This window comes from Bailinhaonella thermotolerans (assembly GCF_003594875.1).
GTDB classification, from domain to species: Bacteria; Actinomycetota; Actinomycetes; order Streptosporangiales; family Streptosporangiaceae; genus Bailinhaonella; species Bailinhaonella thermotolerans.
The window spans coordinates 87,325-113,369 of sequence record NZ_QZEY01000003.1 but is presented as its reverse complement, the minus strand read 5'-3'; the positions used below and the strand labels follow the sequence as shown (position 1 = coordinate 113,369).

Genomic DNA, 26,045 nt, shown 5'->3' with positions numbered 1-26,045 from the left:
CCCGGCACCTGGGGGCGCCCTCTTCGAGGAGATCTGTATGGCTGCTGTCGGACTAGAAGTCCATGTCGCCGCCGCCGCCCGGCATGGCGGGGGCCTTCTCCTTCTCCGGCTTCTCGGCGATGACGGCCTCGGTCGTGAGGAACAGGGCCGCGATCGAGGCGGCGTTCTGCAGGGCAGAGCGCGTCACCTTGGCCGGGTCGATGATCCCGGCCTCGAACATGTTGACGTAGTCGCCGGTGGCCGCGTTGAGACCGTTGCCGGGCTCCAGGTTGCGCACCTTCTCGACCACGACGCCGCCCTCGAGGCCGGCGTTGACCGCGATCTGCTTGAGCGGCTCCTCCAGCGCCTTCTTGACGATGTTGGCGCCGGTGGTCTCGTCCGGACCCAGGTCCAGCTTGTCGAACGCCTTGACGCTCGCCTGCAGCAGCGCCACGCCACCGCCGGGGACGATGCCCTCCTCGACGGCCGCCTTCGCGTTGCGGACGGCGTCCTCGATGCGGTGCTTGCGCTCCTTGAGCTCGACCTCGGTCGCCGCGCCGGCCTTGATGACCGCCACGCCGCCGGCCAGCTTGGCCAGGCGCTCCTGCAGCTTCTCGCGGTCGTAGTCCGAGTCGGTCCGCTCGATCTCGTTGCGGATCTCGGTCACGCGGCCGGAGATCTGCTCGGCGTCACCGGCGCCGTCCACGATCGTGGTCTCGTCCTTGGTGACGACGATCTTGCGGGCGCGGCCCAGCAGGTCGAGGGTGGCGGACTCGAGCTTGAGGCCGACCTCCTCGGCGATGACCTGACCACCGGTCAGGATCGCGATGTCCTGGAGCATGGCCTTGCGGCGGTCGCCGAAGCCGGGGGCCTTGACCGCGACGGACTTGAACAAGCCGCGGATCTTGTTGACCACCAGGGTCGCCAGGGCCTCGCCCTCGACGTCCTCGGCGATGATCGCCAGCGGCTTGCCGGCCTGCACGACCTTGTCGAGCAGCGGGAGCAGGTCCTTGTTGGCGGAGACCTTGCTGTTCACGATCAGGATGTAGGGGTCCTCGAGGACCGTCTCCATCCGGTCGGGGTCGGTGACGAAGTACCCCGAGATGTAACCCTTGTCGAAGCGCATGCCCTCGGTGAGCTCGAGCTCGAGCCCCAGGGTGTTGCTCTCCTCGACGGTGATGACGCCTTCCTTGCCGACCTTGTCCATCGCCTCGGCGATCATCTCGCCGATCTGCGAGTCGCCGGCGGAGATGGAGGCCGTCGAAGCGATCTGCTCCTTGGTCTCCACGTCCTTCGCGATCTTCGAGAGCTCCTCGGAGACGCGCTCGACGGCGGCCTCGATGCCCTTCTTCAGGGCCATCGGGTTCGCGCCGGCGGCGACGTTCCGCAGGCCCTCGCGCACCAGCGCCTGGGCGAGCACGGTGGCGGTGGTGGTGCCGTCACCAGCGACGTCGTCGGTCTTCTTGGCGACTTCCTTGACGAGCTCGGCGCCGATCTTCTCCCACGGGTCCTCGAGCTCGATCTCCTTGGCGATGGAGACACCGTCGTTGGTGATCGTGGGGGCGCCCCACTTCTTCTCCAGGACGACGTTGCGGCCCTTGGGCCCGAGGGTCACCTTGACGGCTTCCGCGAGCTGGTTCATACCGCGCTCGAGACCGCGCCGGGCGTCCTCGTCAAACGCGATCATCTTGGCTGCCATACGGACAGACCTCCCAGATACAGGGTGGCTTGCACGGATCGAGCCGACGCCCGCGACGGCATGTAGGCCCCGCGCTCGCCCCGGCACCATTCGCCGGAGGATCGCTCAGAGGCCCCATCGCCTCGATCCCAGGTTTGTCACTCTCGCTATGAGAGTGCCAACGAACTGTTTAGCACTCTACCCCTTCGAGTGCAAGTGGGGAGCCTTCTAGCAGCGGTTTCACCCTGGGCATACCGAAAGATGGAGCCCGCCCCCATACGTCGGGGACGGGCTCTTCGACGGGGTCAGCCGCAGGGTCAGCCGCGGGCGGGATCGACCGACGGGAGGTCCGCGCCGGGCGGGTCGTCCTCCGAAGGCTCCTCCGGCTGCTGGCTGGGCGGCGGCGAAGGGGCGGGCGGGGACGGGGTGGGCTCCTCCTCCGGCGGGGAGGAGGGGTCCGGCTCGGGCGGGGCCTCCGTCTGGGGCGGCTGGGGCGTGGGGGTGGCCTCGGCCGTCGCGCCGGACTCGCCCTCGCCCGGCTGGGCCGGCTCGGGCCGCCCGTCGCTCTCGACCTGGGGGTCGGGGTCGTCCACCGGGAGCTCCGGCGCACCGCCGTTGTCGACGTGCCGCGTGTTGCCTCCGCCGCCTCCGCCGCCTCCGGACGCGCCTCCGCGCTCGCTGAAGGCGCTGAGGAGGAAGCCGGTCACGCTCACCGCCGCGATCACCAGGGCGACCGCGATCAGGCCGAGCCGCAGGACCCGGCCGCGGCCGCGGGGCGGCGGCGCCTGCGCCGGGGGGAGCGCGGGGATCGGCTCGGCCGCCGGGGGGATCGCCGGCGGCCTGGGGCCCCGGCCGCGCTTCTGGGGTCGCTTGGCCTTCAGCGCCTCCACGCCGGCCCGGGCGCCGCCGGGGTCCGCCGCCTCCTGGGGCCGGGTGTCCCCGCCTCCGGCGCTCCGGGGCGCGGTGTCCCGCGGATCGGTGTCCCGGTCCGCCGAGGGAGCCTGCCCATGCCGTACCGCAGCGGCGTCGGCCTGCGCGCCGTCGCGGGGCGGCGGCACCGGCCGTACGGCCGGCACGGGCATCGCGGCCGTGGCCGGGCCGCCCTCCCCGGCGTCGGTCAGGACGGCGGTGCGCGCGGGCGACGGACCGGCGGGCACGGCGGGCGCGGAGCGGGTGAGCGGCGAGGCGAGCGCGGCGCGGACGGCCGAGGCCATCTCGGCGGCTGAGGGGTACCGGTCCTCAGGGGCCTTGGCCATGGCGCGCTCCACGACCTCGCGCACGGGCGCGGGCAGCGTCTCCGGCAGCGGCGGGGGCTCCTCGCGCAGGTGCATGAGCGCGATCTGCACCGGGTTCTCGCCGTTGAACGGCAGCCGGCCGGTCAGGCACTCGTAGGCCAGCACGCCCAGGGAGTACACGTCGGCGACCGGGGTGATGTCGCCGCCGGTGATCTGCTCGGGCGAGCAGTACGCGGCGGTGCCCACGACCATGCCCATCGTCGTGAGCCGCGTGCCCTCCAGCGACCTGGCGATCCCGAAGTCGGTCAGGACGACCCCGCCCGACGGCCGCACGATCAGGTTGGCGGGCTTGACGTCGCGGTGGACGATCCCCCGATCGTGCGCGGCCTGCAACGCGTCGGCGGCCTGCGCGACGATCTCCATGGTGCGGCGCGGGTCCATGGGCCCGCCGTCGCCGACGACGCGGCTCAGCGACTCGCCCTCGACGTACTCCATGACGAGGTAGGGCATCTCGTCGCCGCCGTAGTCGTACACGGCCACGACGCCCGGATGGCGCACCCCGGCCATCGCGCGGGCCTCGTGGTGGAACCGCGTCTTGAACGCCTGGTCCTCCGTGAGCAGCGGCAGCAGCAGCTTGACCGCGACGACACGGCCCAGCACCAGGTCCTCGGCGCGCCAGACCTCGCCCATGCCGCCGGCGCCGACGCGCGTGTCCAGCCGGTAGCGCCCGGCCAGCACGGTCCCCTTTTCGATCACTGACCCCCGCTCAGATCGAATTCACCGGACATTAAGGGAAGCCAGTATTCCGCATATCGCCCCCGCCCCGCCGGGGCATCCCGACCTTCGGTACGGCAGCGCGGCGGCCCGCCGTACGGCCTGGCGGAGGGGCGGGCCCGGGTCGCCGAAGGGCCCGGCCCCGGGGGGAACCGGGACCGGGCCCTACGCGTGTGCGACGCGGGTCTCAGACGGCGCGAACCGCTTCCGCCTGGGGACCCTTCTGACCCTGGGTGATCTCGAACTCGACCCGCTGACCCTGCTCAAGCGAACGGTAGCCGTCCGCCAGGATTGCGGAGTAGTGGACGAACACGTCCTTACCACCGTCGACCGCGATGAAGCCGTAGCCCTTGTCCGCGTTGAACCACTTGACGGTGCCCTGCGCCACTTCACTGACTCCTCATTGCTGGGCTCCGGACCTAGCCCATGCTCCTGCCAGGCCCGTGATCGTCGCTCCCGCACGCACAGGTCTTCGCTGCGCAGGTCGAGCTACGGCGACCGCAATCGACCATACCTGGGCGTCCCCTTGACGCAATAGACCTTGTCGCAAACTCCCGGATGATCCGAACCAGACCCAACCACCCCGGTGTTTGCTCTGACTTGACCCTTTACGCAGGTCAGGAGCGAGATTCGAGCCGCGGGGAGGAGGTCAGCCGCCGGCGACCGCCGGGATCACCGAAATCTGCGACCCCGTAGGGGTTGCCGTGTCCAGGCCGTCGGCGAACCGGACGTCCTCGTCCCCGACATACACATTGACAAAACGTCGGATTTTTCCGGACTCGTCGAGAATACGAGCGCCGATCCCTGGGTAGTCGGCGTCGAGCTTCGCCAGCACCTCACGGAGCGTCGCGCCCTCGCCGGGGACCTCGGCGGCCCCTCCCGTATAGGTGCGCAGAATTGTCGGAATGCGAACTACCGTGCTCATTGTTTCTCCTCGAAGCTCACTGCTCATGATCTGGTGGGCCGCCCCCGCCCCGCCGTGCGGCGCGGGCCGCCCGGCGGGCCGTCCGGCAAGCCCTTCCGGCGGGCCGTCCGCCGGGCCGCCGCAGCGGACGGCCTCAACGCACGGCCTCAGCGGACGGCCTCGGCGGACGGCCTCGGCGGAGGCCTCAGCCGGCCGTACGGCGCGGGCGGTTCAGCCCCGGTCGTCGAAGGCCGCGCGGAACGCGTCCACGGAGGGCCGGATGACGGCCGTGGGCCTGGCGAACTCGGCGACCGCGTCCAGCGTCTTGAGGCCGTCGCCGGTGTTGAGGACGACGGTCTCGGCGTCCGGGTCGAGCACGCCGGCCTCGGTCAGCTTCCTGAGCACGCCCACGGTCACGCCGCCGGCGGTCTCGGCGAAGATGCCCTCGGTGCGGGCGAGCAGCCGCATCGCGTCCACCACCTCGGCGTCGGTGACGTCCTCCACCGCCCCGCCGGTCCGGCGCACGATGTCCAGGACGTACGGCCCGTCGGCCGGGTTGCCGATGGCGAGCGACTTGGCGATCGTGTCGGGGCGGACGGGCTGGACCACCTCGTGCCCGGCCTTGTAGGCGCTGGAGACCGGCGCGCACCCGGCGGCCTGGGCGGCGAAGATCCGGTACGGCTTCTCCTCGACCAGCCCCAGCTTGATCAGCTCACGGAAGCCCTTGTCGATCTTCGTGAGCTGGGAGCCGGAGGCCACGGGGATGACGATCTGGTCCGGCAGCCGCCACCCGAGCTGCTCGGCGATCTCGTACGCCAGGGTCTTGGAGCCCTCGGCGTAGTACGTGCGCAGGTTGACGTTGACGAAGCCCCAGCCCTCGCCCAGCGGGTCCCCGATGAGCTCCGAGCAGAAGCGGTTGACCTCGTCGTACGAGCCCTCGATGCCGACCAGGTCGCCACCGTAGACCGAGGCCATCACGATCTTGGCCTGCTCCAGGTCCGCGGGGATGAACACGCAGGCCCGGAGCCCGGCGCGGGCGGCGGCGGCCGTGACGGCGCCGGCGAGGTTGCCCGTGGACGAGCACGAGAGCGTGGTGTAGCCGAAGGTGCGCGCCGCCTCCAGCGCGATCGCCACCACGCGGTCCTTGAACGAGTGCGTGGGGTTGCCCGAGTCGTCCTTGACGTGCAGCGACCTCAGCCCCAGCTCCTTGCCGAGGTTGCGGGCGCGCACGAGCCGGGTCCACCCCGGCGCGAGGTTCGGCTTGTCCGCCACGTCGGCGGGCACGGGCAGCAGGTCGCGGTACCGCCAGATGTTGGCCGGGCCCGCCTCGATCGCCTCCCGGGAGACGCCGCCGAAGTCGTAGGACACCTCAAGCGGCCCGAAACACTCCAGACAGGCGTAGCTGGGGCCGAGGTCGTACGTCTGCCCGCATTCGCGGCAGGAGAGGCCGACGGCGGATCCGAAGGGCGCGACGGCGGCGGCGGGCTGGACGGCGGGGTTGGCTAGTGCCATGGGTGCGAGGCCTCTCTCCTCATCTTTGCCCTGCGACCACCTTGGTCACGGGCCGGAATTGGCACCTGTCCCGGCCGGCCTCGCACGTCGCGAGCCGTCATGACCGGGAGGGTTGCCGGGGCTTCGCAGGGCCGGTCCCTCCACCCCTCTGGATGAGCAATATGAAGTTGTGGAAAGTTACTTTAGCGGACCATTCCCCCCTCCGCCGCCCCCGTCCACCCCCTGAGACACCCCTCGGGCGTACGGCGGGCCGGGGCGGGCGCCGCTAGTCGCGGAAGGCGTAGGCGTCGCCGAGGGCGGCTCGGATCTGCTTTCGGGCCTGGTGGATGCGGGATTTGGCGGTGCCCAGGGGGATGGAGAGCTGGGCGGCGACCTCGTTGTAGTCGAGCTGGCAGATGTCGCGGAGGACCAGGGCCTCGGCGAGTTCGGGCTTCTCGGACTCCAGGGCCTCCAGGGCCTCCAGGAGGTCGAGGCGGCTGCCGGCGATGACGCTCACGCGGCGGGGGTCGGGGCGCAGCTCGGGGAGTTCGCCGGCCTGCTCCACGCTGCGCCGCTTGAGCGTGCGGTAGGTGGTGCGGGCGCAGTTGGCCGTCACGATGTGGAGCCAGGTGCTGAAGCGGGAGCGGCCCTCGAAACGGGAGATGTTGCGCGCCACCGCGAGGAGCACGTCCTGGCACGCCTCCTCGGCGTCCATGCGGTACGGCAGCAGCCGGGCGCAGTGACGCAGCACGTGGGGCTCGATGTCGCGGAGCAACTCGCCGAGGGCCTGGTGGTCGCCCCGGGCGGCGCGCACCGCGAGCTCTTCGGTCTGCTCGTCGAATGCCATGTGGTTTCCGCACCCTTGACTGTGACGTGGAACCGCAATCATACGGCCGTGACGCGCTGATCTCGCGGGGGCGGACGGGCTCGGCAGCCTCTACTCTTCCGGCATGAGCGCAATCCTGGTGGCGTCCAATCGGGGTCCGGTGTCGTTCAGCCTGTCCGAGGGCGGGGACCTGACCATGCGGCGCGGGGGCGGCGGACTGGTGTCGGGACTGGCCTCGGTGGCGGCCGACACGGACTTCCTCTGGGTGTGCGCGGCGCTGTCCGAGGCCGACCGGGACGCGGCGGCGCAGGCCCCGGGCGGGCGGCTGGACCGGGCCGGGCACGGCACCGGGCCCGTGCGCATGCTGGACATCCCGGCGGCGACGTTCCACCGCGCCTACAACGCGGTCGCCAACTCGACGCTGTGGTTCGTCAACCACCTGCTCTATGACACCCCGAACTCCCCGAACTTCGGCATGCGCTTCCGCCGCGAGTGGGAGTCCTACCGCGCCTACAACCGGGCCTTCGCCGAGGCGCTGGCCAAGGACGCCGCCGCCGACGCGCGCGTGCTCGTGCAGGACTACCACCTCACGCTGGTCCCGGGCATGCTGCGCGCCGTGCGGCCCGGCCTGCGGGTCGCGCACTTCTCCCACACGCCGTGGGCCCCGCCGGAGTACTTCAGCCTGCTCCCCGACGACGTGAGCGCCGAGATCCTCACCGGGATCCTGGGCGCGGACCACGCCGGGTTCCTCACCGCGCGCTGGGCCGGCGCGTTCATGGACTGCTGCGAGGCCCTGCTCGGCGCCGAGGTCGACCGCGCGAGCCGTACGGTGACCCACGAGGGGCGCACGACCCGGATCGGGGTGCACAGCCTGGGCGTGGACGGCGAGGCGATGCGGGCCCGGGCGCGCGAGGCGGACGTGGAGGCGCACCTGCGGGCGCTGCGCGACAAGGTGGGCGACCGCCGGCTGATCGTGCGCATCGACCGCACCGAACTGTCGAAGAACATCGTCCGCGGGCTGCTGGCCTACCAGGAGTTCCTGACCGCGCATCCGGAGTGGCACGGGCGGGTCGTGCACGTGGCGTTCGCCTACCCGTCGCGGCACGACCTGCCGGAGTACCGGGAGTACACCGCGGCGGTGCAGCGCTGCGCGAAGGAGATCGAGGACGAGTTCGCCACCGAGGACTGGGACCCGCTGATCCTCAACGTGCACGACGACTACCCCAGGTCGCTCGCGGCGTACCGGCTGGCCGACGTGCTGCTGGTCAACCCCATCCGCGACGGCATGAACCTGGTCGCCAAGGAGGGCCCGGTGCTGTCCGAGCGCGGCTGCGCCCTGGTCCTGTCCCGCGAGGCCGGCGCCGCCGACGAGCTGGCCCGCGACTCGCTCCTGGTCAACCCCTACGACGTCTCGGGCACGGCCGAGGCGCTGCACGCGGCGCTCGCCATGCCCGCCGAGGAGCGCGAGTTCCGCTGCCGCAAGCTCGCCGTCGCCGCCACCGCGCTCCCTCCGCGCCGCTGGTTCGCCGACCAGCTCGCCGCCCTCGACGCCCTCTCCCCGCTCCCCCGCTGAGAGCCGCTGAGAGCCGCTGAGGGCCGGGGACGCGCCCCCGCTCTCCGGGGACGCGCCCCCTCTCTCCGGAGGCCGGGCCCGCACGGCTACCAGCGGGCGCGGGCGAGGATGCCGGGAAGGGCGGGGTTCGCCCACTTGTCCACGACGAGGATCTGGGACCTGGGCAGGAACCACTCGCGCTGCGCGTACGTCAGCTTGACCTTGCCGCCGTTCGGCGTGACGCACTTGAAGCGCCACTCGCGGTGGTGGGCCTTCTTCGCGCCGATCGGGCGCAGGGCGGCGACGCGGGGCCTTTCGTCGGCCATCTCCAGGTAGCGCCGGTCCCGGGAGCACTCCATCATCCCCGAGCTGGGGTAGTAGGGCCGGGAGGGCTTGTAGGCGTTGCCCTCGTGGCCGTGCCGGATCGCCGAAGGCCCGTGCAGCCAGAACCCCGGGCACTCGTACGCCCTGGGCACGCACCGCCCGGTGATCACGTAGGCCGACCCGGCCTGCTTGACCACCCGCCACGCCGCCGGGATCGACAGCCGCATGCCCCGGTACGACACCGTCTTCGCGGCCGCCCCGCCGTACGCCGACGAAACCGGCGACGCGGACGGCGCGGACGACGACGCCGGTGACGCGGCCCGCGCGGCCGGGGCGCCGGCGGAAGCGGAGACGCCGGCGGCGGCCGGGCCGGACAGGGCCCCCGCGACCAGCGGGACCGCCGAAACGGCGATCACCAGGCCGCGTGCGCCCCCGAGAAATCGTGCCATCGTGCCAACTCCCTGATCCGATGAGAACGGTCAGGGGGACGCTAGACGGTCAGACTTGCGAACCGCTTGCCGGCGGCAGACGGCCGGCGAGCGCGCGCAGGAAGTCCACGACCCCGGCGGGGCCGTCCACGATCAGGTCGGACCGTTCGGCGAGCCTGGTGACCTCGGCGGAGCCGCTGCACACCTTCACGCCGGGGATCCCGTCCCCGCGCAGTGAGTCGATCGCGTCGAACGCGGCGAGGTCCCCCAGGTCGTCCCCGGCGAACAGCACCGACCGCGCCGACCGCTCCCTGGCGAACGCCCGCAGCGCCGCGCCCTTGTCCATCCCGGCGGGGCGCGCCTCCAGCACGAACCGGCCCGGCTCCACGATCAGCCCGGCCCGCTCGGCGAGGTCGTGCACGGCGGGCGAGACGCGCTCCAGGGCCGCCTGCGGATCCGCCGCCCGCCGCGTGTGCACGGCGAGCGAGCGGCCCTTGTCCTCGATCCAGACGCCGTCCGGCGCCCCGGCCCGCGCGAGCGCGTCCGGCAGGCCCTCGCGGACCTTCTGGACGCCGGGGGGCGGTGGCGGCGCGACGACCTCGCCGTCCTCCCAGCGTTCCTGGCCGTAGTGGCCGAGCACGATCAGGCCGGGGACGTCCTGGAAGGGGCCGTACTCCACGGCGGTGGCGGCGGGCCGGCCGGTCAGGATCACCACGGCGCACACGCGCGGGGCGAGCAGGCGCAGCGCGCCCGGCGCGGCGGGGTGGGCGCGGGCGGAGTCGGGGTCGGGCACGATCGGCGAGAGCGTTCCGTCGAAGTCCAGCCCGATCAGGGCGCCCGAGGGGTCGCCGACGATCTTCTCGAGTCCGTCCAGGCCCTGCTGGGTGCGGAGCCGGAACGAATCTCCCAGCGGAGAACCCACGGGCTCAGCCGCGGATGCCGAGGCGGCGGGCGGCCCGCTGCCGCTGCCGCGTGGCCCGCAGCCGGCGCAGCCGCTTGACCAGCATCGGGTCGTGGGCCAGCGCCGCGGGCCGGTCGATCAGGATGTTGAGAAGCTGGTAGTAGCGGGTCGCCGAGATCCCGAAGGACTCGCGGATCGCCTGCTCCTTGGCGCCCGCGTAACGCCACCACTGGCGTTCGAAGGCGAGGAGCGCGAGATCCCGCTCGGAGAGGCCGTCTCCGACGACCGGCTCTCCCGTCACGGTATCGCCCCCAAGAACGGTGGACTCGGGGACAGCGTCGTCACCCGGGGCCGACGCAATGTCCATGATTTCTCCTCCGTCGGTTTGGTCACGCGCCAGTAACATACTGGAGACTCGGCGATCGCGGAGGGCGGTCGCCGTGGTATCCGGCAGGGAAAGAGTGTTCACAGAGCTCGCGAAGCCGTACGCTCGTCATGGTGACGCCCTGTATCTCGTTTCTCACCGACTACGGCCTGGAAGACGGCTTCGTCGCCGCCTGTCACGGTGTGATCATGAGCGTGTCCCCCGGCGCCAGGGTGCTGGACATCACCCATCTCGTCCCGCCCGGTGATGTACGCCGAGGCGCCGCGGTGCTCGCCCAGACCATCCCGCACCTACCCTGCCGTGTCCACATGGCGATCGTGGACCCGGGGGTGGGCACCGCCCGGCGGGCCATCGCCGTCGAGGCCGGTGACCACGTGTTCCTGGGACCCGACAACGGCCTGCTCTCGTGGGCCGTGGCGGCGGCCGGCGGCGCCCGCGCGGCCTACGAGCTGACCAACGACCGGCTGCACCGCAGGCCGGTCTCCGCCACCTTCCACGGCCGCGACATCTTCGCGCCGGTCGCCGGGCACATCGCGGCCGGGATGGCGCTCTCCGAGGTGGGCACGCCGGTCCCGGTGGACCGGCTGATCACGCTGCCCGCGCCGACGTCCCGGCTGCGCGACGGCACGGCCGAGGGCGAGGTGCTGTGCGTGGACCGCTTCGGCAACGTGCAGACCTCGATCACCGAGGGCGACGTGAGCGCGATCGGCGCCCAGCCCGGCGTGACGCTGATCGTGACGCTCGGGCGGCGGCAGCTCAGCGTGCCGCTGCGCGAGACGTTCGCCTCGGTCCCGCCGGGCGAGCTGGTCGCGTTCGCCGACTCGGCGGGCCTGATCGCGCTCGCGGTCAACGCCGGGGACGCGGCGCAGCGGCTCGGGCTCCCCCCGGGCGCGCACGTACGCCTCGCGGTCGCGCCCTGACACCTCCGCGTGTCCGCGTTCGGAAGATCGTGTTGACTCTCCCATGGCACAATGGAGGGGCAAACCAACGCCCCCGAGCCGACCGGCCTCGCGGGAGGAGGTCGGTGTCGTGGCTGAGGCGGTGCTGCCGATCGACCCGTTCGGCCACCGGCGAGTCGGAGTCCGGTCGCGTCACGCGGTCCTGCTGATCGTGACGGTCGCCGTGATCGGGGCCCTGATCGTGCTGGCGGGCGGTTCCGACCGCGCGAGCGGCTCGGTGCGCGAGCGCTGGCGCACCTGGCCCGTCGACGCGATCTTCCCCGCCCAGGTCCCGGGCACCACCCGGTCCGGCGCGTCCACGTCCTACACCCGGCTCGGCGTCGCGTCCGAGGCGCCCTGCCGTACGGCGCTGCAGCCCGCGGCGGCGGTCGCGCTGGCCCGGATGGGCTGCGTGAGCGTGCTGCGGGCCACCTACGCCGACATCACGCAGACCTACGTCGTCACCACGGGCATCGTGGTGCTGGCCGAGGAGCCCGCCGCCCGCGCCGACCTGCTCACCGGGATGGCCGGGGCGCCGCCGGAGCGGACGGGGCCGGCGCGGCGGGCGGACCGGCGCACCACCGTGCGGCCCGCCCCGATCCCGGGGAGCGTGGCCGAGGAGTTCCGGGACGGCCGGAACGTCACCGGGGGCGTCGCCCACGGGACGCACCGCTACGTCGTGCTCACCGCCGCGGGGTACGCCGACGGCCGCGACTACTCCCCCGCCTACGCCGCCGACACGCGCCTGTCGGACCTGGCCGTCTCCGTGGCGTCCTCGTTCTACCACCGCATGACCGCGCCCGCCTGCCCCGGGGACCGCCCATGCTGACCCGCCGGGCCCGGAGCCTCCTGCTGGTCCTGCCCGCGAGCGCCTGCCTCGCACTGTCCGTGGCCGCGCCGCCCGCCTCGGCCCTGCCCGACCCCCGGCCGGGCCGTACGGCGGGGCCTCCGGCGGCGGAGGGCGGCGCCGCGCCCCGGAGCGGCGCGGGCGAGCCGACGATCTCGGCGACGACGGAGGCCGGCGGCTCCGGCGCCCCCGGAGCCGAGCGCGCGGAGGGCGCGGAGAGCGCGGAAGGCGCGAAGGGCTCGGGCGGCGCGGCGCGGTCCCGGGAGCCGGGCGCGGAGGCGCGGCGGTCCCCGGACCCCGCCTCGGCCGGGACGGGCGTGGGACGGGCGGAGCGGTCGCCGTCGCCGGGGTTCGGGGCGGAGGCCCCGGTCCGCGAGACGCCGATCCGGCCCCCCGTCCCCGAGGCCCCGGAGCCGGGCCCCGGTGAGGAGTCGCCGTCGCCGGGCGCGCCGGTCCAGGGCGGGGCGGCGGCCTCGGAGGAGGTCGCGGCCTCGATCCGGAGCCGGCAGTGGGCGCTGCGGCGGCTGGAGGTCGAGCGGGTCTGGCAGTACGCCCGGGGCGACGGCGTGACCGTGGCGGTGCTGGACACCGGCGTGGACGACCGCCACCCCGACCTGGCCGGGCGGGTGGTGACCGGGCCCGACCTGACCGGCGTGAAACGCGAGCGCGGGCCGCACTGGGGGCGGCACGGCACCTCGATGGCCAGCCTCATCGCCGGGCGCGGGCACGGGCCCGGCAACTCCCTGGGGGTGCTGGGGGTCGCGCCGTCGGCCACGATCCTGTCCATCCGGGTGACGCTGGAGAACGGCGACCCCGAGCGCGACAGCGAGGCGGTGCAGCGCGGCAGCCGGGACGCGGTGGCGCGCGGCATCCGGTACGCCGTGGACCACGGGGCGCAGGTCATCAGCATGTCGCTGGGCGGCGGGCGCAGCGTTTACGACGGGAACGCGGCCGAGGAGGAGGCCGTGCAGTACGCCCTGGCCAAGGGCGCGGTCCTGGTGGCCTCCTCAGGCAACGACGGCGCGGACGCGAACCGCCGCAACTTCCCCGCGGCGTACCCGGGAGTGATCGCGGTCGGGGCGGTGGACCGGGACCTGAAGCGGGCGCCGTTCTCCAACCGGCAGAACCACCTGTCCGTGGTGGCCCCGGGGACGCAGATCGTCAGCGCCGACGGGGCCGGCGACTACGTGGTCGGCGACGGGACCAGCTCGGCGGCGGCGCACGTCGCGGGCATCGCGGCCCTCCTGCGCGGGCGCTACCCGGACCTGACCGCGCCGCAGATCCGGCGCGCGATCGAGCAGGGCACGACCCGCCGTCCCAAGGGCGGCCACAACGCGGAGTACGGCCACGGCGTGGCGAACGCCTGGCTGGCCCTCCTCATGGCGCACAAGGCGAGCACCGGCAGGTCGATCGTCCCGTCCGCCGCCGCGCCCTCCCCCGCCCCGGTGGCCGAGTACTTCGGCGGCGGCCCCCTGGAGTACGAGCAGCCGCTGCACCGCGCCGCGGGCTTCCTCCTCATCGTCCTGGCCGTCTGCGTCGCGGTGGGCGGCGTCCTCACCCTCCGCCGCCGCCCCCACGACTGACGGCCGGCGCGGCACGCCCTCGTCGCGCCGGTCACGCTCCTGCCACCCCGCCGCGCGCCGACGGCGGCGGCGGGATCGGCGGGAGGCGGGGAAGGGGACCTGCGAGGCGAGCCAAGCAAGCGCTTGGCGTGTTATAGATGTACGCATGGATGCCGAGCACGCGGTGGACGGGTGGTTCGTCGTCGATGCGGGCGGGGACGCCCACCTGCTCGGGGCGCGGTGCGCCGCCTGCGGGAACGTCTCCTTCCCGCGCTTCGAGGGGTTCTGCCGGAACCCGGGGTGCGAGGGGACCGAGCAGGAGGAGGTACGGCTGTCGCGGCGCGGCCGCGTGTGGTCGTACACGAACGCCGGCTACCCGCCGCCCCCGCCGTACGTCGCGGCCGAGCCGTACACCCCGGTGACCCTGGCGGCCGTGGAGCTGGCCGGCGAGGGGCTGGTGGTGCTCGGGCAGGTGGTGCCGGGCATCGGGGTGGACGAGCTGCGGGTCGGCATGGAGATGGAGCTGACCTGCGGGCCCCTCGCGGACGGGCCCCTGGTGTGGATGTGGCGGCCCGCGGCGGCGGCGGCGTGAGGACGGAGGACCGGGTGAGCGTGCGCGTCATCGGGGTGGGCATGCACCCCTGGGGCAAGTGGGGCAGGCCCTTCACCGAGTACGGCGTGGCCGCGGCGCGCGCCGCCCTCGGCGACGCCGGGATCGCGTGGACCGACGTGGACTTCCTGGTCGGGGCGGACACGATCCGCAACGGCTACCCGGGGTTCGTCGCCGGGAGCACGTTCGCCCAGGCCCTCGGCTGGAGCGGCGCCCGCATCGCCTCCTGCTACGCCGCGTGCGCCTCCGGGGCCCAGGCGATCGACATCGCGCGCACCCGGATCCTGGCGGGGCTGTGCGACGTCGCGCTCGTCGTGGGGGCCGACGCCGCGCCCAAGGGGTTCTTCCGCCCCGTCGGCGGCGACCGCCCCGACGACCCCGACTGGCTCCGCTTCCGGCTGCTGGGCGCGACCAACCCGGCGTACTTCGCGCTGTACGCGCGCCGCCGCATGGCCCTGTACGGCGCGACGCCGGAGGACTTCGCCGCCGTCAAGGTCAAGAACGCCGCCGCGGGGGCGCTGAACCCCGACGCCCGGTACCGCAAGGCGGTGACCGCCGCGGAGGTCGCGGCCTCCCCCGTGGTCGCCGACCCGCTGCGGCTGCTCGACATCTGCGCCACCTCCGACGGCGGCGCGGCCGTGGTGCTCGCCTCCGAGGACTGGGCACGGCGGCACGCGGGCCGCGACCGGGGGCCCGCGGTCCGGATCGCGGCGGTGTCCACGGTGACCCCGCGCTTCCCGAACACCGTCCTGGAGATGCCGAACTTCGCCACCGACTCCTCGGCCGCCACGACGCCGCCGGAGCGGCCGTTCCGGGCCTCGATCGCGCACGCGGCCTACGAGGAGGCCGGGCTGGGGCCGGGCGACCTGTCGCTGGCCGAGGTGTACGACCTGTCCACGGCGCTGGAGCTGGACTGGTACGAGGACATCGGCCTGTGCGGCGAGGGCGAGGCCGAGAAGCTGCTGCGCGCCGGCGACACCGCGCTCGGCGGGCGCGTCCCGGTCAATCCGTCCGGCGGCCTGGCCTCCTTCGGCGAGGCCGTGCCCGCCCAGGCCATCGCCCAGGTGTGCGAGCTGACCCGGCAGCTCCGCGGCGAGGCCGGTCCCCGCCAGGTCGAAGGCGCCCGCACGGGCATCGCGGTGAACCAGGGCCTGTTCGGCCACGGCAGCGCCACCATCCTCACCCGCTGACCCCCGGGCGCCGGAAAGACGGAGACCCCGCCACCGGGCGGTGGCGGGGTCTTCGGTGCTTCTCGTCTCGCGCTCGTCAGCCGGCCGCGTGGACCACGTCGTGGGCCTCGGCGAAGTGGCAGGCGCTCGGGTGAGCCGAGCCGGGGCGGATCTGGAGCAGAGGCTCCTCCTCGGCGCAGATGTCCTGCGCCTTCCAGCACCGCGTCCGGAACCGGCAGCCCGACGGCGGGTTGGCCGGGGACGGCGGGTCGCCGGCGAGCACGATGCGCTCGCGGCTGTCCCGCTCCTCGGGGTTGGGCACGGGCACCGCGGACAGCAGCGCCTGGGTGTACGGGTGGGTCGGGCCGTCGTAGATCTCGTTGTCCCGGCCCAGCTCGACGATCTTGCCCAGGTACATCACGGCGACGCGGTCGGAGATGTGGCGGACCACCGACAGGTCGTGCGCGATGAAGATGTAGGACAGGTTGAACTCGTTCTGCAGCCGCTCCAGCAGGTTGATGACCTGCGCCTGGATCGACACGTCCAGCGCCGACACCGGCTCGTCGCAGACGATGATGTCGGGGCGCAGGGCCAGGCCGCGGGCGATGCCGATGCGCTGGCGCTGACCGCCGGAGAACTGGTGCGGGTAGCGGTTGATGTGGTCGGGGTCCAGGCCCACGACCTCCAGCAGCTCCTGCACCTTCTTGCGGCGGTCGCCCTTCGGGGCCACCTCCGAGTGGATCTCGTACGGCTCGCCGATGATGTCACCGACGGTCATACGCGGGTTCAGCGAGGTGTACGGGTCCTGCATGACCATCTGGATGTTGCGGCGCATGGCCTTGAGCTCCTTGCCCCGCAACTTGGACATGTCCTGGCCGTTGATCTTCACCGAGCCCGAGGTCGGCCGCTCCAGCGCCATGAGCAGCTTGGCCAGCGTGGACTTGCCACAGCCGGACTCGCCCACGATGCCGAGCGTCTCGCCCCGGCGCAGCTCGAAGTTCACGCCGTCCACGGCCTTGATGGCCCCGACCTGGCGCTTGACCACCACGCCCTGGGTCAGCGGGAAGTGCTTGACCAGGTCGCGGACCTCCAGCACGACGTCACCCTGCGGTGCCATCGAGGACCTCCCTCCAGTAGTGGCAGGCGCTGCGGCGCGAGCCGTCCACCTCGTAGAGCGGCGGAACGTCCGTCACGCAGTTGTCCCTGCGGTACGGGCACCGGGGGTGGAACGCGCAACCCGACGGCATGCGGAGCAGGTTGGGCGGGGTGCCCTTGATCGCGTAGAGCTCCTGGCCCTTCTGGTCGACCCGGGGGATCGACTCCAGCAGGCCCTTGGCGTACGGATGCGCGGGGTTCGCGTAGAGCTCGTGCACCGAGGCGTGCTCCACGATGCGCCCGCCGTACATGACCGCGATCTTGTCGGCGACGTCGGCGACGACGCCGAGGTCGTGGGTGATCAGGATCAGGCCCATGTTGCTCTCGCGCTGGAGCTCGGCGAGCAGCTCCATGATCTGGGCCTGCACGGTCACGTCGAGCGCGGTGGTCGGCTCGTCCGCGATCAGGATCTCCGGGTCCAGCGCGATCGCCATCGCGATCATGATGCGCTGGCGCATACCGCCGGAGAACTGGTGCGGGTAGTCGTTCACGCGCTGCTTGGCGGCCGGGATCCGGACCTTGTCCATCAGCTCGATGGCCTTCTTCTTGGCCTCGGCCCGGGAGGTCCCGCGGTGCACGCGGAACATCTCGCCGATCTGCCAGCCCACCGGGAACACCGGGTTCAGCGCGGAGAGCGCGTCCTGGAAGATCATCGAGATGCCGGCGCCGCGGATCTTGCGGCGCTCGGCCTCGGGCAGCTTGAGCAGGTCCACACCGCGGAAGCGGATCTCGCCGCCGGTGATGCGCCCCGGGGGCATGTCGAGGATGCCCATGATGGTCTGGGCCGTCACGCTCTTGCCGGAGCCGGACTCGCCGAGCACCGCGAGGGTCTCCCCGGCGTCGACGCTGTAGGTGACGCCGTTGACGGCCTTGGCCACGCCCTGGCGGGTGTGGAACTCGACCAGCAGGTTGTCCACCTCGAGCAGGGAGCCGGAGTAGTTCCGACCGGCCTCCCCCGCCGGCCGGGACTGCGTGGAAATCATCTCAGTCATGTGGTTCCCGTCCTACCGGAGCTTCGGGTCCAGCGCGTCGCGAACGGCGTCGCCCAGCATCACGAACGTCAGCACGGTGGCGCTGAGGAACGCGGCCGGGAAGAGCAGCGCGTGCGGTGCGGTGCGCAGGTAGTTCGCGTGCTCGGAGATCGCCAGACCCCACGAGATGACCGGCGAGCGCAGGCCCACGCCGAGGAACGACAGGGTCGCCTCGACGCCGATGTAGCTGCCGACCGTGATCGTGGCGACCACGATGATCGGGGCGAGCGCGTTGGGCAGCAGGTGCCGGAACACGATGCGCATCGGGCTGGCGCCCAGGCCGCGGGCGGCCATCACGTAGTCGGAGTGCTTGACCGCGAGGATCGCCGACCGCGAGATGCGCATCAGGATCGGCCAGCCGAGCAGCGCCATGACCAGGATGACGATGACCATGATGCGGAGGCGGCTGGGGTCGCTGCTGACGGGCGCGAGGGTGGACAGCACGATGATGGCGCCGAGGACGTAGGGCAGGCCCAGGAAGATCTCGGCGAACCGCGAGATCAGGGTGTCGGCCCAGCGGCCCAGGTAACCGGCGACGATGCCGAAGAGGCCGCCGATGAGGGTGGACGCCAGCGTGGCGAGCACGCCGACCAGGATCGAGGTCCGCGCGCCGTAGATGGTGCGGGCGAAGACGTCACGGCCCTGGATGTCGATGCCGAAGATGTGCTCCGAGCTCGGCGGCTGGAGGCTCTTCTTCAGGTCGGCCCACTCGGGGTTCACCGAGGTGAAGAGCTGCGGGAACGCGGCCATCACCAAGATGACCAGCAGCAGCACCGACGAGATGATGAACAGCGGCTTGCGGCGCAGTTCGTGCCAGGCGTCGGACCACAGGCTGCTCGGCTTGCCGACGGGCGCGGTGGCCTGACTCTCGGTGGTCGCCTGGGCGTCCGTCGTGACGGGTCCCGGCTGGAGGGCGGTCGGGTCACTCATAGCGGATCCTCGGGTCGAGCACGGCGTACAGCAGGTCCACGAGCAGGGTGGCGAGCAGGTACACCAGCACCAGCACCGTCACCATGGGCACCACGGCCGTGGCATCGTGCGTGATGATGCCGCGGTAGATCGTCTGGCCCACACCGTTGATGTTGAAGATGCCCTCGGTCACGATCGCGCCGGCCATGAGGGCGCCGACCTCGGTGCCGAGGAAGGTCACCGCGGGGATCAGCGAGTTGCGCAGCAGGTGCACCCCGACGACCCGGCGGCGCGGGAGGCCCTTGGCGACGGCCGTACGGACGTAGTCCGCGCGCATGTTCTCGGCGATGCTCGCGCGGGTGAGCCGGGCCGTGAAGGCCACCTGGAGGCTCGCCAGCACGAATCCTGGGACTATCAGCTCGCTCCATGGCATCTCTGGCGACACCGTGGGCCGGATGATCCCGAGCTGGAGGCCGAGCGTGAGCTGGAGCAGGTAGCCGATGACGAAGACCGGCAGCGACATCAGGAACAACGTCGAGATCATGACGAGGTTGTCCAGGAAGCCGCCCCGCTTGAGACCGGTCAGCACACCGGCGCCGATGCCGATGATGATCTCAATGGACAGTGCCACGACCGCGAGCTTGACCGTGTTGGGCCAGACCTCGGCCATGGTCTCCGCGACGGGCACGCCGCGGAAGTCCTCCCCGAAATTCCCTTGCAGGAGGTTGAGGAGGTACTTACCGTACTGAATGATCAGCGGGTCATTCAGGTTGTAGAGCTCCGTCATCCGCTCGATGTAAGCGGGGTTGCAGGGACGTTCGCCACAGCGGCCGGCGAAGGGGTCGCCTGGGAGATTCCACACCAGGAAGTGGATGAGGAACGTTGTCCCGAGGATGACGGGGATGAGCTGCAACAAGCGCCGTAAGGTGTATCGGCCCATGTGCATCCTCCTGTAGACGACATCGGTGTCGTGAGCAGGCCCCTCACGGCTCCCGGTGCGCTCAAGGTACGCCTCGGGAACGGGTTGGGGTAATGGACTGAAGCGGGGCGTAGGGCCGCGGCGGCGATCGGCCGCCAACAGCCCTGAGGCCGGTCCCCCGTAGAGGGACCGGCCTCTGGGTTATTTCACGTTACCGGTCGTCAGGACTTGTTCAGCTCGACCGACGTGACGTCCAGCTCACCGAACGGCGTGACCTTGACGTTCTTCACGTTCGGGGAGTGGCCGGCCTGGAGGCCGTAGTACCAGAGCGGGATGGCGTTCATGTCCTCGGCGAGCATCGCCTCGGCCTCCTGGTAGAGGGCCTGCGACTTGGCCGGGTCGACCTCCTTGTCCGCATCCTTCAGCTTGGCGTCGAGCTTCTTGTTCGAGTACAGACCGTCGTTGGAGGACGCGCCGGTCTTGTACAGCGGGTTCAGGAAGTTCTCGATGTGCGGGTAGTCCGCCTGCCAGCCGGTCCGGTAGATGCCCTCCATCTTGTGGTCGTTGATGGCGGCCCGGAACTCGTCGAAGGTCGGGTACGGCGTGGCGACCATCTTCACCTCGCCGCCGAAGGTCTGCGTCACCGAGTTGGCGACGGCCTCGGTCCACTCCTTGTGACCACCGCGGTCGGCGTTGTAGAAGAGCTTGAGCTCGGCCGGCGGGGTGAAGCCCTTCTGCTTCGCCTCGGCGAGGAGCTGCTTGGCCTTCTCCGGGTTGTACGTGCAGAACTCACCGCACGCGCCGTCCTTGGCGCCGGTCACGCCCGGGGCGACCCAGCCCTTGATGGGCAGGCGGCCCTTGTTGAAGATCTTGTCGGTGATCGTGTCCCGGTCGATCGCCATGGAGATGGCCTTGCGCCACTCGGCGTTGCCCCAGATCTTCTTGTTGTACATGGGGAAGGTCACCGACTGGAAGACCATCTGCTGGCCGCTGATCGCGCGCTCGCCGAGGTCGGTCTTCCACTTGTCACCCGAGAGGGCGGACGGCGGGATCGACTCCATGAAGTCCAGCTTGCCGGACACGAGGTCGGCGTAGGCCGAGTCCTCGTTCTGGTAGATCTTCCAGTTGAGCTTGTTCACCTTGGCGGCACGGGCGCCCTTGTACTCGGCGAACTTCTCCTCGTGGATGTACTGCTGGTTCTTCCGGTCCACGAACTTGAACGGACCGTTGCCGATCGGCTTCTTCTTGAACGCCTCGGGGTCCTTGAAGAAGGAGTCGGGGAGCGGCGAGAAGGTCGTGTAGCCCAGCTTGACGGGGAACACCGACACCGGGTGCGACAACGTCACCTCGAAGGTGTAGTCGTCGATGACCTTCAGGCCCTTCATCGTGGAGGACTTGGGCTCGGGCGCCTTCTGCGGGCCGTCGCCGTCCGGGTCCTCGGTGAAGACGTCGGAGAAGCCCTCGATGTCCGCGAACCAGGAGCCGTTCTGCATGCCGTTCTTCGAGTGGGCGCTCCAGTTCCAGGCGTCCACGAAGTTCTTGGCCTTGACCTCGGTCCCGTCGTGGAACTTCCAGCCCTGGTTGAGCTTGATCGTCCAGACCTTGGAGTCCTTGGACTCGATCGCGGAGGCCACGGCGTTCACGGGCTCGCCGTTGCGGTCCGGGTCGTACTCGACCAGACCGGTGAAGAGCGAGTCGAGCACCTTGCCGCCACAGACCTCGTTGGCGTCGGCGGGGATGAGCGGGTTCTCCGGCTCACAGCCGAGGACGTTGATCGCGTCGGCAGCCGCCTTGCCACCGCCGCCACTCGCGCCGCCGCCACCACCGCACGCGGCGACAGCGGTCATCAGCACTGCGGCGCCGGCGAGGTACCGAGCACCTCTGGAAACGCGCATTGTGGGTTTTCCTCCCTCTAAGGTGGGCATTGGCGCTGTACAGCGGTCGCCCGATGCATCCCCTGCGAGGCCCCCGATCGGTCGGCCCCCCAAGTCATGCACGATGGTTTGACCGGCTGGCGCCAGGCCAGTCGATCGCAACTGTCCCTCACCGCGTCTCACACCGTAGTCTCCGGCATGTTGCAGTTCGGTCACGCGTGCGTCGTTGGGGCGTCACACGCATACCCCCGGCTATGCCGGAAAGTTGCACAAACTGTACATAAGGCACGAAATGCCCCGACACAGGGTCCACGTGACTTGCGTCACTCTCGCCTGACTCCGCCGCGCGTCGATCTCGCGGCACAGTCCATGCTTACGGCTCCGGCCCCCCTTTGGCGTGCCGTACACGCGGGTGGTGGGCTACCGTTGACCGGACCATTCCGGGCCGCCGGAAACCCCGGTGCCGCCGGGGGAACCGGTGTTGTGCCGAGCCGTTCACGGCTGGCTCACCGAGGGCCGGGAAAACTAGCCCATTAACCTGGATCCAATAGAGTCAACGCCATGAGCCAGCCGGAATCCGCGGTCGCGGACGCCCAGGCGGGCGGCGCCTCCCCGCTACCGGAGGAGCCGCTGGCCGAACTAGCCGCGCGCTACGGCCTGCGCCGCGCCATCGCACGGCCGCCCCTTGGACAGTACCTCCGCCAGTTGTGGGAGCGCCGTCACTTCATCCGCACGTACGCGACCTCGCGAAACGTGTCGAAGTACAGCAACTCGGCGCTCGGCCAGCTATGGCAGGTGCTGACCCCGCTCCTGAACGCCGGCGTCTACTACGTGATGTTCGGCGTGATCCTCGGAGCGCAGAACGGCATCCCGAACTACCCGGCGTTCCTCATCACCGGGATCTTCGTCTTCACCTACACCCAGCGCTCGGTGCTCGGCGGCTCCCGCTCGATCTCCAGCAATCTGGGCCTGGTGCGGGCCCTGCACTTCCCCAGGGGCGCGCTGCCCATCGCCTACACGGTCCAGGAGCTCCAGCAGCTCGCCGTCTCCATGTGCGTGCTCATGGTGCTCGTCGTGGCCATCCCGCCGCACGAGACGATCACGATCGCGTGGCTGCTCATCCCGGTCGTGCTGCTGCTCCAGACGATGTTCAACATCGGCGCGGCGATGGCCATGGCCCGGGTGGGCGCGATGGTCCGCGACACCAGCCAGCTCCTGCCGTTCGTGATGCGCTTCTGGCTGTACGCCTCGGGCGTCTTCTTCAGCATCCCGCAGAAGCTGGAGAAGTTCCCGGAGTGGATCCAGGTCGTGATGCAGTTCAACCCGGCCGCGACCTACATCGAGCTGATGCGCGACATCCTCATCGAGTCGCACCGGCCGGCGCCGTACATCTGGCCCTTCGCGATCTTCTGGGCCGTGTTCGGGCTGGCGGCGGGCTTCTGGTACTTCTGGCGCGCCGAGGAGAGGTACGGCCGTGGCTGACGTGAAGGTGGCCCCGTTGACCGAGCAGGAGAAGCAGGAGCGGAAGGCCGAGCGCAGGCCGACTGTCATCGTCGACGACCTGCACATCGTCTACCGCGTGTACGGCGCCGCGAGCGAGCACGAGAAGGGCAACGCCGCCAGCGCGCTCATGCGCATCGTGCGCCGCCAGGGCCGCCCGCAGATGACCGAGGTCCACGCGGTCAAGGGCGTCTCGTTCGTGGCCTACCACGGCGACGCGATCGGCGTGATCGGCCGCAACGGCTCGGGCAAGTCCACCCTGCTCCGCGCCATCGCCGGCCTGCTGCCCCCGCACAGCGGCGCGGTCTACACCGACGGCCAGCCCTCGCTGGTGGGCGTCAACGCCGCGCTCATGCGCGACCTGACCGGCGAGCGCAACATCGTCCTCGGCTGCTACGCCATGGGCCTGACCCAGCAGCAGGTCAAGGAGAAGTACGACGACATCGTGGACTTCTCCGGCATCGGCAAGTTCATCAACCTCCCGATGCGGACCTACTCCTCGGGCATGGGCGCGCGGCTGCGCTTCGCGATCGCCTCGGCCAAGAGCCACGACGTCATGCTGATCGACGAGGCCCTGGCCACCGGCGACCGCGAGTTCAAGCGCAAGAGCCAGAAGCGGATCAAGCAGATGCGCGAGGAGGCGGGCACGGTCTTCCTCGTCGCCCACAACCTCGACGTCATCGAGGAGACCTGCAACCGCGTCATCTGGCTCCACGACGGCAAGATCCGGATGGACGGCGACCCCCACACGGTCATCGAGGCCTACAACAACGCCTGACGAGGACTCCCGTACGGCGAGACGCCCGCGCCCACCGCGACGCACCGCGGAGGACGCGGGCGTTCGCCGTACCGGGGATTCCCGCGGTCGCGCGCGAGGGCGAACCTCAGCGTGATCGCCGTCCAGGCTCGGGGAAAGGGTCTCGATCTCGGCTTCGGCGTCGTGCTCACACGGCCGTACAAGGGGGGAAGCTGGCCTCCGCACGGCCCGGGGCGCGATGATTGGGGGGATCATTCGCCGTACCCGAGCCAACGGAGGTTCACCGTGTCCGCGCGGCCGCCCATTCCCTATGAGTTCCTGCCCCAGGTGCCCTCGCTCACCGTCGAGAGCGACGACGTGCGCGACGGGGCGAGGCTGAACGACGCGCAGGTGTACGAGTTCGGCAACACCTCGCCGCACCTGCGGTGGTCGGGGGCTCCGGAGGGGACGCTGAGCTACGCGGTGACCTGCTACGACCCCGACGCGCCCACGGGCAGCGGGTTCTGGCACTGGGTGCTGTTCGACATCCCCGCGAGCGTGACCGAGCTGCCGGCCGGGGCCGGGAGCGGTGACATGAAGGGGCTGCCCGAGGGCGCGATCCACGCGCGCAACGACTACGGCGCCAAGGAGTTCGGCGGGGCCGCCCCGCCGCCCGGGCCGGCGCACCGGTACATCTTCGCGGTGCACGCGCTGAGCGTGGAGAAGCTGGGCCCCGACTCCGACACCTCCCCCGCGGCCGTCGGGTTCAACATCACCGCGAAGACCCTCGCCCGGGGTTACGTCGTCGGCGAGTGGGGCCGTTAGAGCGTTATCGCACAAGGTCTTTTTGCGGCCGGGGTTCCGTCCTACCGTCGAAGGGGACTAGTGGAGGTCCCCCATGAACCCTGCGCCCCCACCTCCGTCCCGCCGGCACGTCCTCCAGGCCGGCGGCCTGACCGCCGCCGGGCTCGCGCTCGCCGCCTGCGCCAGTGAGACCGAGGGTCCGCAGGCGCGGCGGACCGGCGCGGCGGGCACCCCGGCGCCGCGGACCACGTTCACCGAGCCGCGCACGAAGCTGTCGGGCACGCTGTCGATCCTGTTGTGGTCGCACTTCGTGCCCAGCCACGACAAGTGGTTCGACGGCTTCGTGCGCGACTGGGGCCGGCGCGTCGGCGTCAACGTGCGCGTCGACCACATATCGGTCAACGACCTGCCCGCCCGCATCGCCGCCGAGATGCAGGCCAGGCAGGGGCACGACCTGCTGCAGGACATCAGCACCCTGTCGCGGTACGAACCCGGCGTCACGGACCTCTCGGACCTGGTCCAGGAGGCCGACCGCCGCTGGGGCAAGCAGCTCGACCTCTGCCGCAGGTCGAGCTTCAACCCCAACACCGGCAAGTTCTACGCCTACTCCCCCGGCTGGTCGCCCGACCCCGGCGACTACCGCGTCTCGCTCTGGCAGCCCGCGGGCTTCCCGAACGGTCCCGAGACCTGGGACGACCTGCTCAAGGGCGGGTCGGAGATCAAGAAGTCCAAGAACATCCAGCTCGGCCTGGGCATGTCCCAGGAGATCGACTCCAACATGGCCGCGCGGGCGCTCCTGTGGTCGTACGGCGCGAGCGAGCAGGACGCCCAGGAACGCGTCGTGCTGAACAGCGACGAGGCGGTCGCCGCGGTCGAGTTCATGACGCGGCTGTTCAAGGGGAGCATGACCAACGAGGTCTTCTCCTGGAACGCCTCCTCCAACAACCAGGGCCTGGTCGCCGGGCGCCTGTCGTACATCCTGAACTCGATCTCCGCCTGGCGCACGGCCCAGGGCGCCAACCCCAAGGTGGCCGACGACATCGGGTTCGTGCCGGCGCTGCGCGGGCCGAAGGCGGCGCTGGCGGCGCAGCACGTCATGTACAACTGGATCGTCCCGAGCCACGCGAAGGCGATCGACGCGGCGAAGGAGTTCCTCCTCCACTACACGGCGAACTTCGCGTCCGTGACGTACCACTCGAAGCTGTACGACCTGCCGGGCTGGCCCTCGCTGGTGCCCCAGCTCTCCGGCTGGCTGGACGCCGACCCGTTCGGGGCCCGGCCGGCGAACAAGCTCGCGCTGCTCAAGAACGCCGTGGACTGGAGCGTCAACATCGGCTACCCCGGACCCGCGAACCCCGCGGTGGGCGAGGTGCTGGGCACGTTCGTGATCCCGAACATGATGGCGCGGGCGGCGCGCGGGGAGGCGACGCCCAAGCAGGCGGTGGCCGAGGCGGACCGGCGGATAAGACAGATCTTCGAACGCTGGCGCTCGCGCGGCCTGGTCGGCGGGTGAG

At 71.4% G+C, this 26,045-nt stretch carries 24 protein-coding genes and 1 riboswitch; of the genes, 10 read left to right on the top strand and 14 right to left on the bottom strand.

The window, feature by feature from the left end; genetic code table 11:
- Window positions 1-52: 52 nt before the first annotated feature.
- The 6 genes from groL to D5H75_RS09765 all read right to left on the bottom strand — a co-directional run bounded on the left by groL (window position 53) and on the right by D5H75_RS09765 (window position 6,908).
- Window positions 53-1,678, bottom strand: coding sequence for a chaperonin GroEL (gene groL / locus D5H75_RS09790; protein WP_119926093.1), 1,626 nt, complete (start codon window positions 1,676-1,678; stop codon window positions 53-55).
- 296 nt (window positions 1,679-1,974) lie between these two features.
- Window positions 1,975-3,648 (bottom strand): serine/threonine-protein kinase, encoded by a 1,674-nt coding sequence (locus tag D5H75_RS41395; RefSeq protein WP_202638010.1) that lies wholly within the window; start codon window positions 3,646-3,648, stop codon window positions 1,975-1,977.
- 205 nt (window positions 3,649-3,853) lie between these two features.
- Complete coding sequence (locus D5H75_RS09780; RefSeq protein WP_119926092.1) at window positions 3,854-4,054, bottom strand: cold-shock protein; 201 nt, start codon at window positions 4,052-4,054, stop codon at window positions 3,854-3,856.
- 261 nt (window positions 4,055-4,315) lie between these two features.
- Complete coding sequence (locus D5H75_RS09775) at window positions 4,316-4,591, bottom strand: MoaD/ThiS family protein (protein WP_119926091.1); 276 nt, start codon at window positions 4,589-4,591, stop codon at window positions 4,316-4,318.
- Window positions 4,592-4,801: 210 nt separating this feature from the next.
- A complete protein-coding gene (gene thrC / locus D5H75_RS09770; protein ID WP_119926090.1) occupies window positions 4,802-6,082 on the bottom strand; it encodes a threonine synthase in 1,281 nt (426 codons plus the stop codon).
- 16 nt (window positions 6,083-6,098) lie between these two features.
- A riboswitch (SAM riboswitch) is annotated at window positions 6,099-6,241 on the bottom strand.
- Between the two features lie 106 nt (window positions 6,242-6,347).
- The gene (locus D5H75_RS09765; RefSeq protein WP_119926089.1) at window positions 6,348-6,908 is read right to left on the bottom strand and encodes an RNA polymerase sigma factor; all 561 of its coding nucleotides are present in this window, start codon (window positions 6,906-6,908) and stop codon (window positions 6,348-6,350) included.
- A gap of 103 nt (window positions 6,909-7,011) precedes the next feature.
- On the opposite strand from D5H75_RS09765, the gene D5H75_RS09760 reads away from it, so the two are divergent.
- Window positions 7,012-8,460 (top strand): alpha,alpha-trehalose-phosphate synthase (UDP-forming), encoded by a 1,449-nt coding sequence (locus D5H75_RS09760; RefSeq protein ID WP_119926088.1) that lies wholly within the window; start codon window positions 7,012-7,014, stop codon window positions 8,458-8,460.
- 86 nt (window positions 8,461-8,546) lie between these two features.
- Here D5H75_RS09760 and D5H75_RS09755 read toward each other — a convergent pair whose 3' ends face one another.
- From D5H75_RS09755 to D5H75_RS09745, 3 genes are read right to left on the bottom strand one after another with little or no spacing between them, the layout of a single operon-like run.
- Window positions 8,547-9,212, bottom strand: coding sequence for a hypothetical protein (locus D5H75_RS09755; RefSeq protein WP_147425103.1), 666 nt, complete (start codon window positions 9,210-9,212; stop codon window positions 8,547-8,549).
- 49 nt (window positions 9,213-9,261) lie between these two features.
- The gene (gene otsB, locus D5H75_RS09750) at window positions 9,262-10,113 is read right to left on the bottom strand and encodes a trehalose-phosphatase (protein ID WP_119926086.1); all 852 of its coding nucleotides are present in this window, start codon (window positions 10,111-10,113) and stop codon (window positions 9,262-9,264) included.
- 4 nt (window positions 10,114-10,117) lie between these two features.
- Window positions 10,118-10,459 carry a DUF3263 domain-containing protein gene (locus D5H75_RS09745; RefSeq protein WP_119926085.1) on the bottom strand — a complete coding sequence of 114 codons (342 nt, stop codon included), beginning with the start codon at window positions 10,457-10,459 and terminating at the stop codon, window positions 10,118-10,120.
- A 128-nt stretch (window positions 10,460-10,587) separates the two neighbouring features.
- Between D5H75_RS09745 and D5H75_RS09740 the strand changes: the two genes are divergently transcribed.
- From D5H75_RS09740 to D5H75_RS09720, 5 genes are all read left to right on the top strand, one after another.
- A complete protein-coding gene (locus D5H75_RS09740) occupies window positions 10,588-11,397 on the top strand; it encodes an SAM hydrolase/SAM-dependent halogenase family protein (RefSeq protein WP_119926084.1) in 810 nt (269 codons plus the stop codon).
- 109 nt (window positions 11,398-11,506) lie between these two features.
- Window positions 11,507-12,244 (top strand): hypothetical protein, encoded by a 738-nt coding sequence (locus D5H75_RS09735; RefSeq protein WP_119926083.1) that lies wholly within the window; start codon window positions 11,507-11,509, stop codon window positions 12,242-12,244.
- A complete protein-coding gene (locus tag D5H75_RS09730; RefSeq protein ID WP_119926082.1) occupies window positions 12,238-13,845 on the top strand; it encodes a S8 family peptidase in 1,608 nt (535 codons plus the stop codon). The genes D5H75_RS09735 and D5H75_RS09730 overlap by 7 nt, the downstream gene beginning before the upstream one ends.
- A 145-nt stretch (window positions 13,846-13,990) precedes the next feature.
- A complete protein-coding gene (locus D5H75_RS09725) occupies window positions 13,991-14,416 on the top strand; it encodes a Zn-ribbon domain-containing OB-fold protein (protein WP_119926081.1) in 426 nt (141 codons plus the stop codon).
- 41 nt (window positions 14,417-14,457) lie between these two features.
- Complete coding sequence (locus D5H75_RS09720; protein WP_242454178.1) at window positions 14,458-15,624, top strand: lipid-transfer protein; 1,167 nt, start codon at window positions 14,458-14,460, stop codon at window positions 15,622-15,624.
- Between the two features lie 76 nt (window positions 15,625-15,700).
- On the opposite strand, the gene D5H75_RS09715 is transcribed toward D5H75_RS09720, so the two are convergent.
- The 5 genes from D5H75_RS09715 to D5H75_RS09695 form a co-directional block, all read right to left on the bottom strand.
- Window positions 15,701-16,720, bottom strand: coding sequence for an ABC transporter ATP-binding protein (locus D5H75_RS09715; protein WP_119926080.1), 1,020 nt, complete (start codon window positions 16,718-16,720; stop codon window positions 15,701-15,703).
- Entirely contained in the window at window positions 16,704-17,741 is a 1,038-nt protein-coding gene (locus D5H75_RS09710; RefSeq protein ID WP_242454177.1) for an ABC transporter ATP-binding protein, read from the bottom strand. The genes D5H75_RS09715 and D5H75_RS09710 overlap by 17 nt, the downstream gene beginning before the upstream one ends.
- Before the next feature lie 21 nt (window positions 17,742-17,762).
- Window positions 17,763-18,719 (bottom strand): ABC transporter permease, encoded by a 957-nt coding sequence (locus D5H75_RS09705; protein ID WP_119926078.1) that lies wholly within the window; start codon window positions 18,717-18,719, stop codon window positions 17,763-17,765.
- Window positions 18,712-19,638 carry an ABC transporter permease gene (locus tag D5H75_RS09700; RefSeq protein ID WP_119926077.1) on the bottom strand — a complete coding sequence of 309 codons (927 nt, stop codon included), beginning with the start codon at window positions 19,636-19,638 and terminating at the stop codon, window positions 18,712-18,714. The genes D5H75_RS09705 and D5H75_RS09700 overlap by 8 nt, the downstream gene beginning before the upstream one ends.
- 200 nt (window positions 19,639-19,838) lie before the next feature.
- Window positions 19,839-21,464 (bottom strand): peptide ABC transporter substrate-binding protein, encoded by a 1,626-nt coding sequence (locus D5H75_RS09695; protein WP_202638009.1) that lies wholly within the window; start codon window positions 21,462-21,464, stop codon window positions 19,839-19,841.
- 588 nt (window positions 21,465-22,052) lie between these two features.
- Between D5H75_RS09695 and D5H75_RS09690 the strand changes: the two genes are divergently transcribed.
- From D5H75_RS09690 to D5H75_RS09675, 4 genes are all read left to right on the top strand, one after another.
- Entirely contained in the window at window positions 22,053-22,973 is a 921-nt protein-coding gene (locus D5H75_RS09690; protein ID WP_119926075.1) for an ABC transporter permease, read from the top strand.
- A 1-nt stretch (window position 22,974) separates the two neighbouring features.
- A complete protein-coding gene (locus D5H75_RS09685) occupies window positions 22,975-23,769 on the top strand; it encodes an ABC transporter ATP-binding protein (protein ID WP_242454176.1) in 795 nt (264 codons plus the stop codon).
- Window positions 23,770-24,033: 264 nt separating this feature from the next.
- Complete coding sequence (locus D5H75_RS09680; protein ID WP_119926074.1) at window positions 24,034-24,552, top strand: YbhB/YbcL family Raf kinase inhibitor-like protein; 519 nt, start codon at window positions 24,034-24,036, stop codon at window positions 24,550-24,552.
- A gap of 73 nt (window positions 24,553-24,625) precedes the next feature.
- Entirely contained in the window at window positions 24,626-26,044 is a 1,419-nt protein-coding gene (locus D5H75_RS09675) for an ABC transporter substrate-binding protein (RefSeq protein ID WP_119926073.1), read from the top strand.
- The last annotated feature ends 1 nt before the right edge of the window (window position 26,045 follow it).

Coding starts and splice junctions, on each gene's coding strand:
- groL (WP_119926093.1), bottom strand. CDS start 1,678: ATGGCAGCCAAGATGATCGCGTTTGACGAGGACGCCCGGCGCGGTCTC.
- D5H75_RS09775 (WP_119926091.1), bottom strand. CDS start 4,591: ATGAGCACGGTAGTTCGCATTCCGACAATTCTGCGCACCTATACGGGA.
- thrC (WP_119926090.1), bottom strand. CDS start 6,082: ATGGCACTAGCCAACCCCGCCGTCCAGCCCGCCGCCGCCGTCGCGCCC.
- D5H75_RS09765 (WP_119926089.1), bottom strand. CDS start 6,908: ATGGCATTCGACGAGCAGACCGAAGAGCTCGCGGTGCGCGCCGCCCGG.
- D5H75_RS09760 (WP_119926088.1), top strand. CDS start 7,012: ATGAGCGCAATCCTGGTGGCGTCCAATCGGGGTCCGGTGTCGTTCAGC.
- D5H75_RS09755 (WP_147425103.1), bottom strand. CDS start 9,212: ATGGCACGATTTCTCGGGGGCGCACGCGGCCTGGTGATCGCCGTTTCG.
- D5H75_RS09745 (WP_119926085.1), bottom strand. CDS start 10,459: ATGGACATTGCGTCGGCCCCGGGTGACGACGCTGTCCCCGAGTCCACC.
- D5H75_RS09740 (WP_119926084.1), top strand. CDS start 10,588: ATGGTGACGCCCTGTATCTCGTTTCTCACCGACTACGGCCTGGAAGAC.
- D5H75_RS09730 (WP_119926082.1), top strand. CDS start 12,238: ATGCTGACCCGCCGGGCCCGGAGCCTCCTGCTGGTCCTGCCCGCGAGC.
- D5H75_RS09725 (WP_119926081.1), top strand. CDS start 13,991: ATGGATGCCGAGCACGCGGTGGACGGGTGGTTCGTCGTCGATGCGGGC.
- D5H75_RS09720 (WP_242454178.1), top strand. CDS start 14,458: ATGCACCCCTGGGGCAAGTGGGGCAGGCCCTTCACCGAGTACGGCGTG.
- D5H75_RS09715 (WP_119926080.1), bottom strand. CDS start 16,720: ATGGCACCGCAGGGTGACGTCGTGCTGGAGGTCCGCGACCTGGTCAAG.
- D5H75_RS09710 (WP_242454177.1), bottom strand. CDS start 17,741: ATGATTTCCACGCAGTCCCGGCCGGCGGGGGAGGCCGGTCGGAACTAC.
- D5H75_RS09705 (WP_119926078.1), bottom strand. CDS start 18,719: ATGAGTGACCCGACCGCCCTCCAGCCGGGACCCGTCACGACGGACGCC.
- D5H75_RS09700 (WP_119926077.1), bottom strand. CDS start 19,638: ATGGGCCGATACACCTTACGGCGCTTGTTGCAGCTCATCCCCGTCATC.
- D5H75_RS09695 (WP_202638009.1), bottom strand. CDS start 21,464: ATGACCGCTGTCGCCGCGTGCGGTGGTGGCGGCGGCGCGAGTGGCGGC.
- D5H75_RS09690 (WP_119926075.1), top strand. CDS start 22,053: ATGAGCCAGCCGGAATCCGCGGTCGCGGACGCCCAGGCGGGCGGCGCC.
- D5H75_RS09675 (WP_119926073.1), top strand. CDS start 24,626: ATGAACCCTGCGCCCCCACCTCCGTCCCGCCGGCACGTCCTCCAGGCC.